Below are 15,529 nucleotides of genomic sequence, written 5' to 3'. Positions count from 1 at the left end.
TTCGGAACTTGATACAAAGTATTACACCCCTGAGCTTCATCATGCAAGTTTTGTACTGCCAAGATTCGTGAACCGGCTTTTAGATAAGGAATGAGGGTTTCAGTAGAGTGTTAGAAGATCATTTAAGGAAACTTATAAAGAAGGATGAAAGGTTAACCGGTAGGACGGTTGGCCTTTTTTCTTTTGGGAGAATCGCTCTCTTAAACGATCGCAATACGAGTTGGATGGAGAGGGCGATCATGATGGTGCGGTAAGGAATTCCGCCTCATTGAAATGGCGTTGTTTATCTATTTTAATAGTCTGACATACCATTTAATCGATCGGCAGTGAGAGTTTACATTTTTTTATATACATCATTCATACGTAGCCATCCTCTCACCACCGGGAACGATGGTGCACAATCAGCCGTCAACCGCGCTCATCTTCTGGAATGGTGGAAAGCTCTGACACTCTTCATGGGATCTTGATGTATGGCTCCAAATCCAGCCCTTTTCCACAAGGAATAACAAAAAACCCCCTTTGTACAAACAAAGGGGTAAAAGGGGGTCAATGACAAATTGTCTCCTTCATCATACAATGGATGAAAATATTTTACAACTTTAAAGTGGAAAAGTTTTGAATATTTATTATAAATGACTTATATCTTTGCATATTGGGAGTATATGTCACCATCTGGATTCCTGCTCCCATTTGTAGTACCATTAAATGCATTTCTGTTTGCGGGCCATCCTGCCTACACACAAAGAACATATCAGACTCGTATACTTGCAAAAACATCATCAAGGACCCAGGAGGCTTTATGAAGCGTAAAGGAATTACATTGAAACTATTTCTACTGACGGTTGTCGTGTTCATGTGCTTTTACGGCATGATCATTTTGGCGCATATGCTCTTTTTTCAGGATTTTTATCAGAAGTACAAGATCAAGGGCGTGGAGTCCGCACTGGAGAGGTTCTCTGAGCATTATGTGAATGAGGATTGGAGCTCGCATAGGGCGTCACGGGAAGCCGTGAAGTTCATGTCGGAGAATAAGAGTCAGCTGACCATCGTTGACATGGATGGGGATCTGACGTTGAATGACCCGTATCATATCACGCTTAAACAAAAAGACGGGACTCTTGTGGTCGTGTCGCTGTCGTTCTTCATGAATACATATGGGCAGGAACTGAAGGCGGCTGCGATCGATAAAGGAAGTACGTTGACGGTGTGGGGAGCACTGGATCAGGAACAAAAGGATGCCCCTACGGTGATGTATCCCTTCCAGATTACCCAAAAGGGCTTCCCGTCGATCGGGGAGGACGTGGATGCGTCCTATGCGGATAAGGTGACGGGGGAAGTGGTCGAACGGGTCCTGCCCCGGTCGAAGGCATGGAACACCCAGCAGGGACTGCTATTCGATGCGTTGAATGAATTATTCCCTTTGAAGCCGTCGCAGGAAAAGAAGGTCAAGGACATGAAGCTGCAGAAGATCGATTGGACGGAGCCGTGGAGCGGGACGCATAACATGGTCATCATCGATCCGGTGAAAACGAAAGCCGGGAAGACCGAACTCCTCGTGTCCGTGACGTCCCTGCAGGAAGTCCAGGACACGAACAATGCCCTCCAGCTCTTCTACTTGTATCTGGGGATCGGCGGGCTCTTCCTCATTATCATTCTATCGTTCTTCTTCTCGCGGTTGGTCAGCAAACCCCTGATCAAGTTGGACAAGATGGCGAAGCGGATGGTCAAGCTGGATTTCACCGTCGATTCCCCCGTCCGTCAGAAAGATGAGATCGGGAATCTGTCCAACAGCATGCTGCTCATGGCGAGGAATCTCGATCAGGCGTTGAAGGAGCTCGAGGAGAAGAACGTCCAGCTCCTTGCCGATATGGAGCAGAAGAATGAGATGGAGAAGATCCAACAGGACTTCTTCGCCAATGCCTCCCATGAGCTGAAGACACCGCTCAGCATCATCAAGAGTTTTGCGGAGGGACTGAAGGATGGCATCGGGGCGAACAAGCAGGATCATTATTTCGAGGTCATCGTCGAAGAGGCGGAGAAGATGGAAGGGCTGCTGACGGACATGCTCGACCTGGCCAAATTGGAGGCAAGGACCATCAAGCTGCGGAAGACTTCCTTCCTATTGAGTGACCTGATGGATAAAGCTTCGAATAAATTGGTCTATTCCCTGAAGGAAAAAGATCTCGACGTCGTCATCGGCTCCACCAAGGAACTGCCGATCGTGGCCGATTACGGCTGGATGGAGAAGGTGATGCTGAACTTCCTGGTGAATTCCATCCGCCATGCGGAGAAGGGAAGCACCATCTCCATCGATATCGAGAGCGATGACCACGACACGACCTTCATCCTCCGGAACACGGGCGACAACATCCCTGAAGACAAACTCGATCATATCTGGAAACGATTCTACCGTGGGGAGCTGTCGCGCAGCCGCCAGACCGGCGGGACGGGACTCGGACTGTCGATCGCCCAACAGATCCTCGATATGCATCACTGTGAGTACAAGGTCGAGAACCTCGAAGATGGAGTCCAATTTACTATACTATTTACAAATTAAAGGCAAAAGGACACACAAAAGACATACGACCCTTTTACACTAATCGAAGAATCAGGCTGGAGGAACGAAGAAAATGGGTAAAACAGTTTTGCTTGTGGAAGATGAAGCGAGAATCAGGGAGATCATTTCGGACTATTTCATCCAGGATGGATGGGAGGTACACGAAGCAGAGGATGGCGATGTGGCGCTGGAGATGCTGGATTCCATCTCTCCGGACCTCCTCATCCTGGACGTGATGATGCCGAAGGTGAATGGATTCGAGGTGTGCCGCCGGGTGCGCCTCAAGTCGGGTGTCCCCATCATCCTGCTGACCGCGAAGGCAGCCGACAGTGATAAGATTCACGGATTTGAGCTCGGGGCAGATGAATATGTGACGAAGCCCTTCAGTCCGCGGGTGCTGGTGGCACGGGCGAATTCCCTCATGAAACGGGTGAAGGGAAGCTATTTGCCGAACGGTCATATGATCGGATTCGGTTCTGCACTCCTGAATACGCTGGCACGCCGCCTGGAAGTGGACGGAGCCGAAGTGGAACTCACGCCGAAAGAATATGATCTCCTGCTCTTGCTCATCGAGAACAAGAACATTGTGCTATCCAGGGATACGATCCTCGACCGGGTGTGGGGCATGGACTTCGACGGAGACAGCCGTGTCGTCGACACCCACATCCGGAAGCTGAGAAGCAAGCTCGGGACGGAATCCCACTATATCCGCACCGTCATCCGGACGGGGTACAAATTTGAAGGAGACAACCATGGATAAATTAAGCCGTTTCTATCAACGGACCGCCGTGAGATGGGTCGTGCACACGACGTTCTACTTGGCGATCCTGCTGATTTTATTCTTTTTATACAGCTTCCACAGTGCCAATACCGGAAGCTATATTTACAACGATTTTTAACGTGGAGAAGGGAATCGAACTATGGACTTTTTGTTAGACATTCAAGAGCATGCAACACAATCACCGGAACAGCCGGCCTTCACAGCGAATGGGCAGGCACTATCGTACGGGGAGCTTTGGGGACGATCCGATCAACTCGCCTCTTATCTGCTGGACGCCTACATCCTTTCGCGCCAGACCCCAATTGTCGTCTACGGACATATGGAGGCGGGTATGCCCGTTGCCTTCCTGGGGAGCGTCAAGGCAGGCTTCCCGTACATCCCCATCGACACCTCCATCCCGGATGAGAGGGTCCGGTCCATCATCGAGAACTCGGGTGCCGGATTGATCATCAACGTGTCGGGGCAACCCATCCCGTTTGCCTCCGTTCCCGTACTGGCATTGGACGCGTTCGATTGGAACGAACCGACGAGCGTGACGCCCGGGACGTGGGTCAAAGACGATGAAGTGTATTACATCATCTACACATCAGGGAGCACAGGGAATCCAAAAGGGGTCCAGATCACGGGCGGCAACCTGCAGAGCTTCGTGGACTGGATGAAAGAGGACTTCCCGATCGGGGAGCACAAAGTCTTCCTCAATCAGGCACCGTTCTCCTTCGACCTATCCGTCATGGACCTGTATCCGGCGCTCGTGACCGGGGGAACCCTATTTGCCCTCCCAAAATCTTGCGTCGACAAGCCGAAAGTAATGTTTGAAACCCTGGAAGCATCCGGCGTCCAGGTGTGGACATCGACCCCTTCGTTCATGCAGATGTGCCTCATGGACCCAGGATTTAATGAAGCGAAGATGCCAAACGTCGAGCTGTTCCAGTTCTGCGGGGAAACACTGCCGGTCTCGGTGGCGAAGGAGCTCCGCAAACGATTCCCGAAAGCCGTCATCTTCAATGCATATGGGCCGACGGAAGCAACGGTCGCCGTCACCTCGGTCGAAATCACGGACCGTATCCTGGCCGATCACGGATCACTGCCGGTCGGGTACAGTAAATCCGATACCATGATCCTCATTCTGAATGAACAAGGAGAGCCTGCAGCGGACGGGGAAGCAGGGGAGATCATCATCGCCGGTCCGAGCGTGAGTAAAGGCTACCTCGGTGCGCCCCATCTGACGGAGAAGTCGTTCTTTTCGTATAGAGGAACGTGGGCTTACCGCACAGGGGATGCCGGTTATGCCCGTGAAGGCTGCATCTTCTACCAGGGACGTCTCGATTTCCAGATCAAGCTTCACGGGTACCGCATGGAGCTTGAGGAAATCGAATTCCAGATCAATCAGTGCCCGTACGTACAATCGACGGTCGTCCTCCCTCACCAGAATGGAGAAAAGATCGATTATCTCGTCGCCACGATCATCCCAGGGGACCATCCATTCGAGAAGGAGCATCATCTCACATCGTTCATCCGGAAGGAGCTGCAGAAGACGCTGCCTTCTTACATGGTCCCGCGCAAGTTCATCTACAAAGGAAGCCTGCCGATCACGACGAATGGGAAACTCGACCGCAAGCGCATCAAGGCTGAGGTTCTTGCATGACGGTATATGGCTCGTTTCTATTCTTTATCATCATCGGAATCCTGCTGTTGCCGACGATCATCCTCGGCCTCATGGGGAAGAGCTTCCGTGTCTATAACCTGATCATCTCGGTGGTCATCCTGTCCCTGATCTTCTCGGGGGAGGCGAGAGGGTTCGCGACTTTGATCGCCTTCACCGTGTTCCAGGTGCTGCTGATTAAATGGTATATGGCGTACCGCTCGAAGCGGAATGCAGGAGTCGTCTTCTATCTCATGGTGGCGCTATCCCTCCTGCCCCTGATTCTATCCAAGGTGCTTCCGTTTCTAGCCTTCGATAACTGGGCCACATTCCTCGGTATCTCCTACCTGACGTTCAAAGCCGTCCAGATGGTCATCGAAATCCGGGACGGCCTGATCAAGGAGCAGCCGCCGGTCTACCGGATCGCTTATTTCATGCTGTTCTACCCATCGCTCTCCTCGGGACCGATCGACCGGTACCGGAGATTCGAGAAAGATGAGGGGACCGTTTGGGATTCTGCGGACTACCAATCCCTCCTGTACTCGGGATTACATAAGATTTTCATCGGGTTCCTCTATAAGTTCATCATCGGATATGCGGTCAATACCTATTTCATCATGAATCTGCCGTATATGACGTCGAACAAGATCCTGTATAACCTGCTCTATATGTACGGCTACAGCATGTACCTGTTCTTCGATTTCGCCGGGTATACGGCGTTTGCCGTCGGGATCAGCTACATGATGGGCATCCGGACCCCGGAGAACTTCAACAAGCCGTTCCTGAGCCGTAACATCAAGGATTTCTGGAACCGGTGGCATATGACCCTGTCCTTCTGGTTCAGGGATTATGTGTTCATGCGCTTCATGTTCCTCATGAAGAAGAAGCGCTGGATCAAGAACAAGATGCTGCTGTCGAATCTCGGCTACATCCTGCTGTTCACCCTCATGGGGGTGTGGCATGGCCTTGCGATCCAGTACATCGTCTACGGACTCTATCATGCGGCCGTCATGGTCAGCTATAACTTTTTCGAGAAATGGAACAAGAAGCATAAGAAGTGGCCGGCGAACCGGTTCACGACCGTCGTATCCATTGTGATCACCTTCCATGTGATCTGCTTCGGATTCTATCTATTCTCAGGACAACCATTCCACTAGGAGGAAACACGAATATGAATTTTGAACAAGAAGTGTTAGACATTATTGCAGAGGTATGCCAGGAGGAGTCGGTGAAAGAAACCCCGGATATGGACCTGTTTGAAGAGGGTCTGCTGGATTCATTCGGCACTGTGGAAATGCTCGTCGAATTCGAGGACAGGCTCGGGATCCTCGTCCCGATCACGGAGTTTGACCGAGACGTATGGAACACGCCAAATGCGATCATCAAGCAGCTGAAGAATCTGAAATGAAGAAAAAGCGACACGTCTTTGGCCCGATGATCCTTGCATTCGTGCTGTTCATCGGCATGCTATCGGTACCGAACAAGTGGCTCGTGAAGCTGATGCCAGACGGCCGGCTCGATGAGGCAGCGAGTTCCCTGAACTCCAACATGTTTGCCGGAGCCTACATGCAGGATGAGATGCTTGAGGACCCTACGTATCTACCGATCTATGGATCTTCCGAATTCTCGCGATGGGACCGGTACCACCCCTCGAACTATTTCAAGGTGAATGATGCCGGCTTCAAGCCGTTCCTGGTCGGAAAGGGCGGCACCACCTCCATCATCCACGCCATCAACCTGGCGAGTCACGCCGATCAGCTCCAACAGAAGCAGATGGTGATCATCGTATCGCCTCAATGGTTCGTGAAGAACGGGACGGATGAAAATCACTTCGCCCCGAATTATTCAGCCCTGCAGGCCATGGACCTCCCGTCCAATTCCATCATCGATGAAGACACGAAAACGAAGCTGATGAAGCGGATGATGTCCTATAATACGGTGAAAAACGATACGCTCGTATATGAACTGTACGATGCGTATCTTCACGACAAAACGGCCACATATCACGGGCTGTCAGCCGTGTCAAACCTGTACGGCAAGGTGCTGGAAAAAAAAGATCTGTACTATTCGTTGTTCACGATCTCATCGGCCCAGCGCAATGTCTCGAACAAGGTGGAAGGTCAATCCTGGGACGCCCTCATGAAGATGGCCGATCGCACGGGGGAGCGCCACACGCAGCACAGCCGGTTCAACATCGACGACAAGGTATACAAGAAACAGGCCCGCGAGATCGCGGCCAAAAAAGGCAAGAACACCGACCACTCCTACGGGGAATCCAAGGAGTATGACGACTTCCAGCTTCTCATGGACGTATTGAAGCAATCAAAAGCCGAGCCGCTCTTCGTCATCCTGCCCGTGAACGGCGAGTACTACGATTACACCGGATTCCCGAAGAAGGGGAGAGACGACTACTACAAGCGGATCACCGCGCAGATCGCGGATAATGGCTTCGCGTATACAGACTACTCCGATCACGAATATGATCCGTATTTCCTGAAGGATACGATCCACATTGCGTGGAAGGGATGGGTGTATCTGGACCGGGATATCGATTCGTTTGTGAAGACGGGGAAGGCGTTTGAGGAAGAGTAAGGAATGAGGGAAAGGCAGCCGGTGGATTGGCTGCCTTTTTTTGGTTCATGGCATGATCAATTTTCTTCGTGTGCGGCTGAATGACTCGTTTCGATTAATTCTTGTTTAGCTTGTCGATCATTTATAAATGAATGGATAAAAAGCTCAATAAAACCAGGAAAAAACAGAGAGTCTCCGCATTAAATAAGTATGGATTAGGATGAAATCTACCAAAGAACTTAATTCGCTTGAGAAGACTAGTATCCACTAATATAGGTAGAAAATAAATAATCAGTAAAAAAAAGAGGGCCATGATGATTGCCCATATGAAGTTGTCAGTCTCCCAAAATGCAATGGATAAAAATAATGCCCACATGCATTTTAATATATTTGCTAAGAGTTCAAACGGACCAGATAATGTTGCCATCATATGATCACTACGTTCTTCCTGAGTGGTACTTTTGTTTAATTCCTTTTCAATATGTACGATATGACCTGTTTGGAAAGCCATCGTAATGATCATCATACTTAAATAAAGTATACCGAAAATCATTCCAACCTGAAGCGCTTCGCTATTTAGCAGATGAGTCATTGCAATCGGTATCGGTAACCACATGACATACATGACCGCCATTAGAATATGTAAGAATCCAAATTCATTATGATTTGCTAATTTGTTGAACGTAAGGGCAATCAAAAGAAATAGTAAGACCCCAATCCAACCTAAAATGACAGTAGATAATAACATGAATACATTCCCTCTCTATTATATTTAAATGCAATCCTCGTACACTGTTCTCTTCGCATAATACGACTGTATATATCGTACCACAAAAGGTAAAATGTACCTATTGAGATTGGGAGCAACAAACGTTTGGAAAGAGCTTTTTCTTTACACCCAGTCCCCGCAAGCAACGAAACATGCTAAACTGGTAGAATATGCAATCCATTTCCGTTCAATCCCAAGGAGAGACATACATGAAGCATAAAATAGCCCTGCTGGCTGATGTCCATGGAAATGCAACAGCGTTAAAAGCAGTGATTGACGACTCGATTATAGAAGGGGTCACGGATTATTGGTTTCTCGGGGACTTGATCATGCCAGGACCGGGAACGAATGACCTGTTTGAGATGTTGGAGGGTGCAGGTGCCTCTGTCTATGTGAGGGGGAACTGGGAAGACAGCTTCCTGGATGTCCTGAAGAAGGAAGTGGACCTTCACGATCCTACCGATCTCTATGTTTCAAAGCTTGCACACTATCAATGTGAAAATCTGAAACCAGCGTATATAGAAAAGATCAAGAGCCGGCCACTGCACCTGACGAAGCAGGTGAATCACCTGTCGATCGGCATCAGTCATCACCTTCCCACGAAAAGTCACGGAGGCGATCTGTGGCCGACGAATGATCAGAAGAACTTTGATGAATTGGTCAAAGATAGAGTTGATGTTGCGGTTTACGCTCACACTCATCACCAGCTGCTCCGCTATAGCAGCGAAGATCAGCTGATCATCAACCCAGGAAGCATCGGTCAGCCATTCTATAAGTGGGATGCGTTCGGGAATGATCGGCGTGCTCAATATGCCATCCTTGAAATCGACGACATAGGTGTTGCCGATGTGAGGTTCAGAAAGGTGAGCTATGACGCAAGACAGGAACGGGAGAACGCCCGGCAGCTGAACCTGCCATTTGTGGAACTATACGAAGAAATGCTCGAGACCGGCAAAACGTATACCCACGACGGGGAACGATTGCAGGAATTGATCACAAAATACGGCTATGAAGAGGACGTCTCGGCCTTCTTTGAAAGGGTGGGAACCCGGGGGGAATGACCCCACTAGGGCGTCCATTGCCTCTTTGACGCCTAATTTTATTTAGGATACCATCAGACCGTTATCACCATATAAAAAGGAAGAAGTCTATGAAAATCCATTCCAAATATAGAAGGGTCATTACGGCATTTGTAACGGCTCTATGCATCTCGATTTTTATTTCATTCATGTTGGTGTCCATCAATTTCGGATATGACAGCCATTTTCTCCTGACGTGGCTTAGAATGTGGTCTGAAGCATTCGAGTGCGCGTTCTTCGGGGCGTACTTTTTTCCGAAGTTCATTCAGTACCTGATCAGTAAGAGCCACTTTTTTTGAGAACACCATCGATTAGTAGCCGGTCCCGCTTTCGTTTTAAACCGTTCTGTTTTGAGGTGCATGTAAATAAAATGACATAGAAAATGGCGTGGGAAATGCCCACGCCATTTTTATTATTTAGACGGCATTTTTTAAATTATCCCCTACAATTGACACCATAATGTTTAGTATTGTTTACTTGTGACAATACTTGTTGTACAAGAACAAACATTTGTCAATTCGACTGTCAATTTTATTGTCATTGTGGAGGTCAATTTATGAAGTTCATTGAACCAAAAGAGGAACTAGGAAAAAAAGTTGATTGGAAAATATCAGAGCATACTAGAGCAATCGTAAAATACTACGCAGAGTACACTCACCTAAATGAAGATGAAATTGTTGACCGTTTTTTGAAAAACATTTTAGAAGACGAGAAATTTCTTCACTGGGTCCATCAAAAACGCAGAAACAAGAGGATGGTCCAACAATTGATGATTGATGAGGAAAAGAAAAGTGGCTAAGCTGAAAAGGTTGGTTGATAGAAATGACAATTTAATTGAGATTGAAGTACCTGTGTCTGATGTAGAATTGCAGGAACGAAAGGAATTATATGAAAAGTTACCACCTAACCGTTTTGCTACAAAATTTAGAAGTACTTTATTTCGTCCAGTTAAAACTCGTTTAAAAGGACAAGAGTTCGTAATTCAAATGAATTGTTGTATGAGCCCCTATTGTTCAAACTTTGGATTGCCTCAAGTGAAATATGATGTGAAGGGTAAGCCCCAAAGGTATACATTAGATTCAAATAGTCAGAAATCGAGATTATACTGCAATTCAGCTCTCATAGAATTAAATACCAACAATACTTTAGGATGTGTCAATACAACTTTGTCGAACTGGGCTATAGCAGAAGAAATCAAACGACTAGAAGAAATAAATTCAGTAGTACCTATGGAGACTGAATACCAATTTCATCGAGATGATTGTGAGCATCAAGACAAGACCCCTTTTAATCACAGAGATTCATTTCGAAGTCGAGGAAAGAGTACAAGCAATTCTCCAAAATATCAGTGTAAATTCTGCTCAAAAATAACAAATGTGCTTCCTACCAACCGTCAAAGCACGACATATCATCAGAAAAGGAATGATATTTTACCCATCTTTGCAGAATTAATTACCAATCATGTGCCGGTTAGGAGAGTTGTGAAAATATTAGGTATCGGTTCTGAGACTTATTATCATAAATTGAAGTGGTTATATCGAAGATGTCTCGAATTTTTGGAAAGACACGAAGTAAAGCTAAAAGATACCTACTTAAATGAATTATTTATTAATACCGATAAAATGGTTTATAACCTCAACAACTCTAAAAAGAAAAATGCGGGTTCAAGGTACTTGGAAAATGAAGATGAAAAGAACTTCCAGACCCATGTTGTTGTAAGTAGTGATATTTTAACGAGATATGTATTTAGAGCAGATGTAGCTTATGACTGGGACATTACTTTTACGGAAATAAATGATCAAACACAAGCATTTAAGGATGACCATCTTCATAGTTTTGCACAAAGATTTGGTCATTTGAAACATTCATACTCACCACAACCACCAACGCAATTTGATATACAATCTGAATATGAATACAAAAAGGAATATGCTGAATTTACTAAAAGAGCGGATTATGTAAATGGATTGCACGTTAATTCAACTTATACAACAATCGCTCACTTATGGCATATAAGACAGCTGCTAAATGTAAAAGAATGGCGATTTGTAACGGACCAAGATACTTCAATCATATCTGCATTAATGAGGGTCTTCTCAAAAGAAGTGAGGCTGAGTGATCTTCATCATTTCATTTATAAAATAGTAGATAAAAGAAAATCATTATCTGAAAACATGAAGGTTTATGGAGAGGCACGGTTTGATTTAAAGGAATGGGCATTAGCATTAGGTATTGAGGAGAAGAATACGTTCCAAATAGCTAGGTTAAAGCTTGAACATGAATTGAAGAGTCATCATTTTTTTGAAGAAACTAATAAGGAAGGTAAAACGTTTCGTAAATGGGCTCAAAATCCAATCACACATCCGCTCCCTTTTAAGGATACCGGTTGGGCCACAGTCGATGTTACCACAGATGTCAGCTCATTGGAATCAAGAGAACTTGCTAGACTGATTCAAAAGACTAACAACAAATCAACAGATACTTTTATAAATCAAATTTGAAGAGGTATTACCATATTAGAAAGGCCATTAGTGTCTTCAAGAGGAGATGGAAAGAGTTATATTTACTCTAATTCTAACCCCAAATATGCCCAATATGCGATTACCATTTTAAGGACCTGCTACAATTTCTGTACACCTTATAAAGCATTTAAAAAGGATCAAAAACTTACATCAGCTCAAAGAATTGGTATAGCAGATAAAGTTTATGATTGGAAGGACATAATTTACTTCAGATAAAGTAAAGGTACTTTGATTTTATCAAGAGAGTCAGAAATTTGTGGAAGAATGTTTTAAAATTGCGGTGAAGGTTAGTTAAATAAAAAGTCCTCCTAATTTTACATTGAAGTTCAGTTAATATTGTTATAAAATTAAAAAAATTAAATAAAAAAACTCTACGAAATAGAGAGTAGTTAATCGTGACTGATTTAGCGAGTTAGGGAAGGTGAAAGCCTAATACAGTACAATTAATGAAACGCACTATGGAGAGGCTTTTCTGAATTTAGTAGGAAAAGACGGGGCAAGTCCCGTTATATTATATAAGTGGTGATATACAATTAGAGTGGTACCGCGGGAGTAAACTCTCGTCTCTTGTTTTAGGAGATGAGAGTTTTTTTGTATTATATAAATATTTTTGAGGTGAGGAATTTTGATAAAAAGGTCCATATGTATCTTTCCAAGTTTGAATAATGTTAATGAAATCAATAAGCTTAGAAAAAAATATGATCCACTATATGGCTTAATCCCACCACATATCACATTAGTCTTTCCTTTCACAAGTAATTTGAGTTCCAATCAGATTAAAGAACATATATCAAAGGTCCTAAGACACGAAAAACCTTTTGATATAAATTTACAGGGAATTTCAGGAGCAGATGAAACTTACCTATTCCTTAATATAAAAGTAGGAAATGACAATATTATTAGATTACACGATAAGCTCTACTCTGGAATACTTCAGAAGTTTTTATACAGGAGAGTAACTTATTTACCTCATGTAACTATTGGTAAATTCAACAATATAAAAGAATTTGACAAAGGTTTAATAGATACAGAAGATTTTGAAGTCAGTTTCAAAACAAATGTTAGCGAAATAGTTGTTGAAACGATAGATGAAAAAGAAAAATCAAAAGTTGAATTTATATTTGAATTAAATGATTGAAAAGGAAGTGACTTGATATGACTGAATATCCATTACCATTACAAAAAGGTGATTTAGTAGGAGTGACATCACCTTCATCTGGTGTTTCTGCTGAATATGAATTACAACTACAGAACGCAATCAAACAATTAACTCATTTAGGGTATGAAGTAAAACTTACCAATTCAGTGTGTGGTAATAGTAAATTAAGAAGTTCAACAGCTAGTATTAGAGCAAAGGAGTTTATTCATTTATATAATGATAAAAAGGTAAAAGCCATTATTCCAAGTGGTGGTGGAGAATTCTTAATGGAAATACTCCCATTCATAAATTTCAATGAATTAAAAGAACCAAAATGGATACTCGGATACTCAGATATAAGCACTTTACTCTTACCTTATACTCTTAATACAGGCTTTGCCTCTGTAAGTGGTCCTGTATTTATGGATTTTGGTAATAATCCTTTACACGAGTCATTAATTAATGCATTGAAAGTATTAGGGTTAAGTAAAGGTAAGCAATTTACCCAGCACAGTTTTGGCTTGTTCCAAAACGAAAGGTTGAACTTCAAAGACTCAGAATTACCATACTTAAATTTGACTGAAGATGTTGTTTGGAAGTCATTGCAAGAAAAAGAAGATCTGAAATTTGAAGGGAGAATAATTGGTGGATGTATGGACACTATTTGTAAATTAATAGGTACGCGTTTTCTACCAATAAAAGACTTCATAGAAAAATATAAAAGAGAAGGTGTTATTTGGTACTTTGACAGCTGTGATATGAATGCAGCAGATATATACAGGACCCTTTGGCAAATGAATTACAATGGCTGGTTTCAATATTGTAATGGGATTTTAATCGGCAGACCAGAAGGATATAGTGATGTTGATGACTTTACTCTCATTGATGCCTTAATTGATTCACTTAGGGATCTGAATGTACCAGTAATTTTTAATGTTGACATTGGACACAAACCACCCCAGATGTCTATTATTAATGGTTGTTATTCAAAAGTAGAATTTAATCAAGGAAAAGGACTAGTTAAACAGATATTAATTTAATAACAATGCACCAAATAAGTATAGGAATAGCAAAAAATATGAATAAAAAGCAAACGAAGGTGGGTTTAAATTGCCATTCATAGAAACAAAAAGATTACAAATGATCACCTTAACAGTTGAAATGATGGAAGCATTCCTAAAAAAAAGTAATGATATAGAAACAATAATTCCATATAGTGTCGCGCCTGAATACCCTCTAGAGGTTTATAAACAATTTTTCGAATATAAAATCGATAGATTTCGTAAATTCCCTAGCGAGAACGATTGGGAGGGAGTTATCATTCAAAAGGAAGATAATATTATTATGGGTGATATGGGGTTTAAAGGCGGACCTGACATAGAGGGTAATATTGATATTGGATATAGTATTGTACCTAGTTACCAGGGGAAAGGGTATGCTACGGAGATGGGGAAAGCAATGGTTGATTGGGGATTATCTCAACCCAGTGTTAAAAAAGTAATAGCGACTTGTGATCTAGACAACTATGCATCAATTCGTGTTCTAGAGAAAATAGGATTTAAAGTATCAAATAAAACTGAGAGCAAATATCATTGGATTTTTTAATGCCATTTGTTTGGTTAAAGCACCTATTTTCTTTGTAATATGTGAAATTTATTCTCGAATTATTTGGTGATTTGGTTTAAAAGAAATTTTTTATTCTATGGATGTCAAAAAATCAATAGAAAAAGGAAAATGGCGTGTCAAATCTTTGTCAGATTCCACGCCATTCTAAATGTCATAAATATGATGTGCACCTCTAAACGGAACGGTTTACTTTCGTTTAGGGATCGGTTTTTTTACCATCATCTGTGTATAGGGAAGGAGACTCCGATGACGTATGGTTTGGAGCAAAATAAAGAAGCGTCTCATGAATCTGATCTGTGATCCTCTGCAGTCCAGGATCGACATCCACGTGATTTCATATCGGAAAGCCCATGACCAGATGGGCCGTGCCGTCATGACCGTGGATAAGGCGGAAGTGTTCAACATGTGTACGATGACGTCTATGCGAGAAGAGTATTACCGGGAAAAAGAAATCCGAAGGGAGTGGGGGGAGGATGACCGTGATGTGGAAACGATCCGGGCAATCCAGGCGCTTGCCCATGAGCAGTTGCGGCATGAGGGGATCTACGCCCGATACGACTTTTTTTCAGTGATGAGTCAGTATATCCAATCCCCGATCAACGAGCTTTTGAAGTCGGATGATGTATTGATTCAAGCACTTGTTATGCTGGACCGCCGGGTGGGGAAAAGGACCCTGGAGAGATGGAAGGGGTCCATCCAAGACGAGCATCCACTGGTTCAACGACTTTATACCTTGCGCTGTGAAGTGGAAAACATCCAGATCGGTCATCCAGGTGAGACAGAACTTCCTTACTAAAGGATGTTCTTTTTTTATGGGTAAAATAGGGATGTAAGATTATCCTTG

General features: G+C 43.9%; 16 protein-coding genes and 1 other annotated feature. Of the genes, 15 read left to right on the top strand and 1 reads right to left on the bottom strand.

Features of this window, described 5'->3' with window-relative positions; translation table 11 throughout:
• Nucleotides 1-799 precede the first annotated feature (799 nt).
• From ACNA6I_RS13825 to dltD, 7 genes are all read left to right on the top strand, one after another.
• Nucleotides 800-2,557 carry an ATP-binding protein gene (locus tag ACNA6I_RS13825; protein ID WP_416313571.1) on the top strand — a complete coding sequence of 586 codons (1,758 nt, stop codon included), beginning with the start codon at nt 800-802 and terminating at the stop codon, nt 2,555-2,557.
• Nucleotides 2,558-2,630: 73 nt separating this feature from the next.
• On the top strand, nt 2,631-3,317 hold the full coding sequence (locus ACNA6I_RS13820) for a response regulator transcription factor (protein ID WP_416313570.1): 687 nt from the start codon (nt 2,631-2,633) through the stop codon (nt 3,315-3,317).
• Nucleotides 3,310-3,456 (top strand): teichoic acid D-Ala incorporation-associated protein DltX, encoded by a 147-nt coding sequence (locus tag ACNA6I_RS13815; RefSeq protein ID WP_048005486.1) that lies wholly within the window; start codon nt 3,310-3,312, stop codon nt 3,454-3,456. Before ACNA6I_RS13820 ends, ACNA6I_RS13815 begins: the two co-directional genes overlap by 8 nt.
• 21 nt (nt 3,457-3,477) lie before the next feature.
• The gene (dltA, locus tag ACNA6I_RS13810) at nt 3,478-4,983 is read left to right on the top strand and encodes a D-alanine--poly(phosphoribitol) ligase subunit DltA (protein ID WP_416313569.1); all 1,506 of its coding nucleotides are present in this window, start codon (nt 3,478-3,480) and stop codon (nt 4,981-4,983) included.
• Nucleotides 4,980-6,137, top strand: coding sequence for a D-alanyl-lipoteichoic acid biosynthesis protein DltB (dltB, locus tag ACNA6I_RS13805; RefSeq protein ID WP_416313568.1), 1,158 nt, complete (start codon nt 4,980-4,982; stop codon nt 6,135-6,137). Before dltA ends, dltB begins: the two co-directional genes overlap by 4 nt.
• A gap of 14 nt (nt 6,138-6,151) precedes the next feature.
• Nucleotides 6,152-6,388, top strand: a complete 237-nt coding sequence (gene dltC, locus ACNA6I_RS13800; RefSeq protein WP_048005483.1) for a D-alanine--poly(phosphoribitol) ligase subunit DltC — start codon at nt 6,152-6,154, stop codon at nt 6,386-6,388.
• A complete protein-coding gene (gene dltD / locus ACNA6I_RS13795; protein ID WP_416313567.1) occupies nt 6,385-7,572 on the top strand; it encodes a D-alanyl-lipoteichoic acid biosynthesis protein DltD in 1,188 nt (395 codons plus the stop codon). Before dltC ends, dltD begins: the two co-directional genes overlap by 4 nt.
• A 121-nt stretch (nt 7,573-7,693) precedes the next feature.
• Here dltD and ACNA6I_RS13790 read toward each other — a convergent pair whose 3' ends face one another.
• Nucleotides 7,694-8,299, bottom strand: coding sequence for a hypothetical protein (locus tag ACNA6I_RS13790; protein ID WP_309517802.1), 606 nt, complete (start codon nt 8,297-8,299; stop codon nt 7,694-7,696).
• Between the two features lie 230 nt (nt 8,300-8,529).
• Between ACNA6I_RS13790 and ACNA6I_RS13785 the strand changes: the two genes are divergently transcribed.
• The 8 genes from ACNA6I_RS13785 (at nt 8,530) to ACNA6I_RS13750 (ending at nt 15,481) form a co-directional block, all read left to right on the top strand.
• Nucleotides 8,530-9,381 carry a metallophosphoesterase family protein gene (locus ACNA6I_RS13785; RefSeq protein WP_416313566.1) on the top strand — a complete coding sequence of 284 codons (852 nt, stop codon included), beginning with the start codon at nt 8,530-8,532 and terminating at the stop codon, nt 9,379-9,381.
• An 89-nt stretch (nt 9,382-9,470) separates the two neighbouring features.
• Nucleotides 9,471-9,698 carry a DUF2798 domain-containing protein gene (locus ACNA6I_RS13780; RefSeq protein WP_416313565.1) on the top strand — a complete coding sequence of 76 codons (228 nt, stop codon included), beginning with the start codon at nt 9,471-9,473 and terminating at the stop codon, nt 9,696-9,698.
• Between the two features lie 257 nt (nt 9,699-9,955).
• Nucleotides 9,956-10,198, top strand: coding sequence for a hypothetical protein (locus ACNA6I_RS13775; RefSeq protein WP_370294686.1), 243 nt, complete (start codon nt 9,956-9,958; stop codon nt 10,196-10,198).
• A complete protein-coding gene (locus ACNA6I_RS13770; RefSeq protein WP_416313564.1) occupies nt 10,191-11,900 on the top strand; it encodes an insertion element protein in 1,710 nt (569 codons plus the stop codon). The genes ACNA6I_RS13775 and ACNA6I_RS13770 overlap by 8 nt, the downstream gene beginning before the upstream one ends.
• 385 nt (nt 11,901-12,285) lie before the next feature.
• Nucleotides 12,286-12,492, top strand: a binding site (T-box leader).
• Nucleotides 12,493-12,579: 87 nt separating this feature from the next.
• Nucleotides 12,580-13,059 (top strand): 2'-5' RNA ligase family protein, encoded by a 480-nt coding sequence (locus tag ACNA6I_RS13765; RefSeq protein WP_372906911.1) that lies wholly within the window; start codon nt 12,580-12,582, stop codon nt 13,057-13,059.
• Between the two features lie 17 nt (nt 13,060-13,076).
• On the top strand, nt 13,077-14,099 hold the full coding sequence (locus tag ACNA6I_RS13760) for a S66 family peptidase (RefSeq protein ID WP_370294689.1): 1,023 nt from the start codon (nt 13,077-13,079) through the stop codon (nt 14,097-14,099).
• Between the two features lie 70 nt (nt 14,100-14,169).
• Complete coding sequence (locus ACNA6I_RS13755; protein WP_370294691.1) at nt 14,170-14,664, top strand: GNAT family N-acetyltransferase; 495 nt, start codon at nt 14,170-14,172, stop codon at nt 14,662-14,664.
• Between the two features lie 274 nt (nt 14,665-14,938).
• Entirely contained in the window at nt 14,939-15,481 is a 543-nt protein-coding gene (locus ACNA6I_RS13750) for a hypothetical protein (protein ID WP_416313563.1), read from the top strand.
• The last annotated feature ends 48 nt before the right edge of the window (nt 15,482-15,529 follow it).

It is taken from the genome of Rossellomorea sp. FS2, from assembly GCF_047915635.1.
Classification (GTDB): domain Bacteria; phylum Bacillota; class Bacilli; order Bacillales; family Bacillaceae_B; genus Rossellomorea; species Rossellomorea marisflavi_A.
This window is presented reverse-complemented; position numbering and strand designations above follow the sequence as displayed.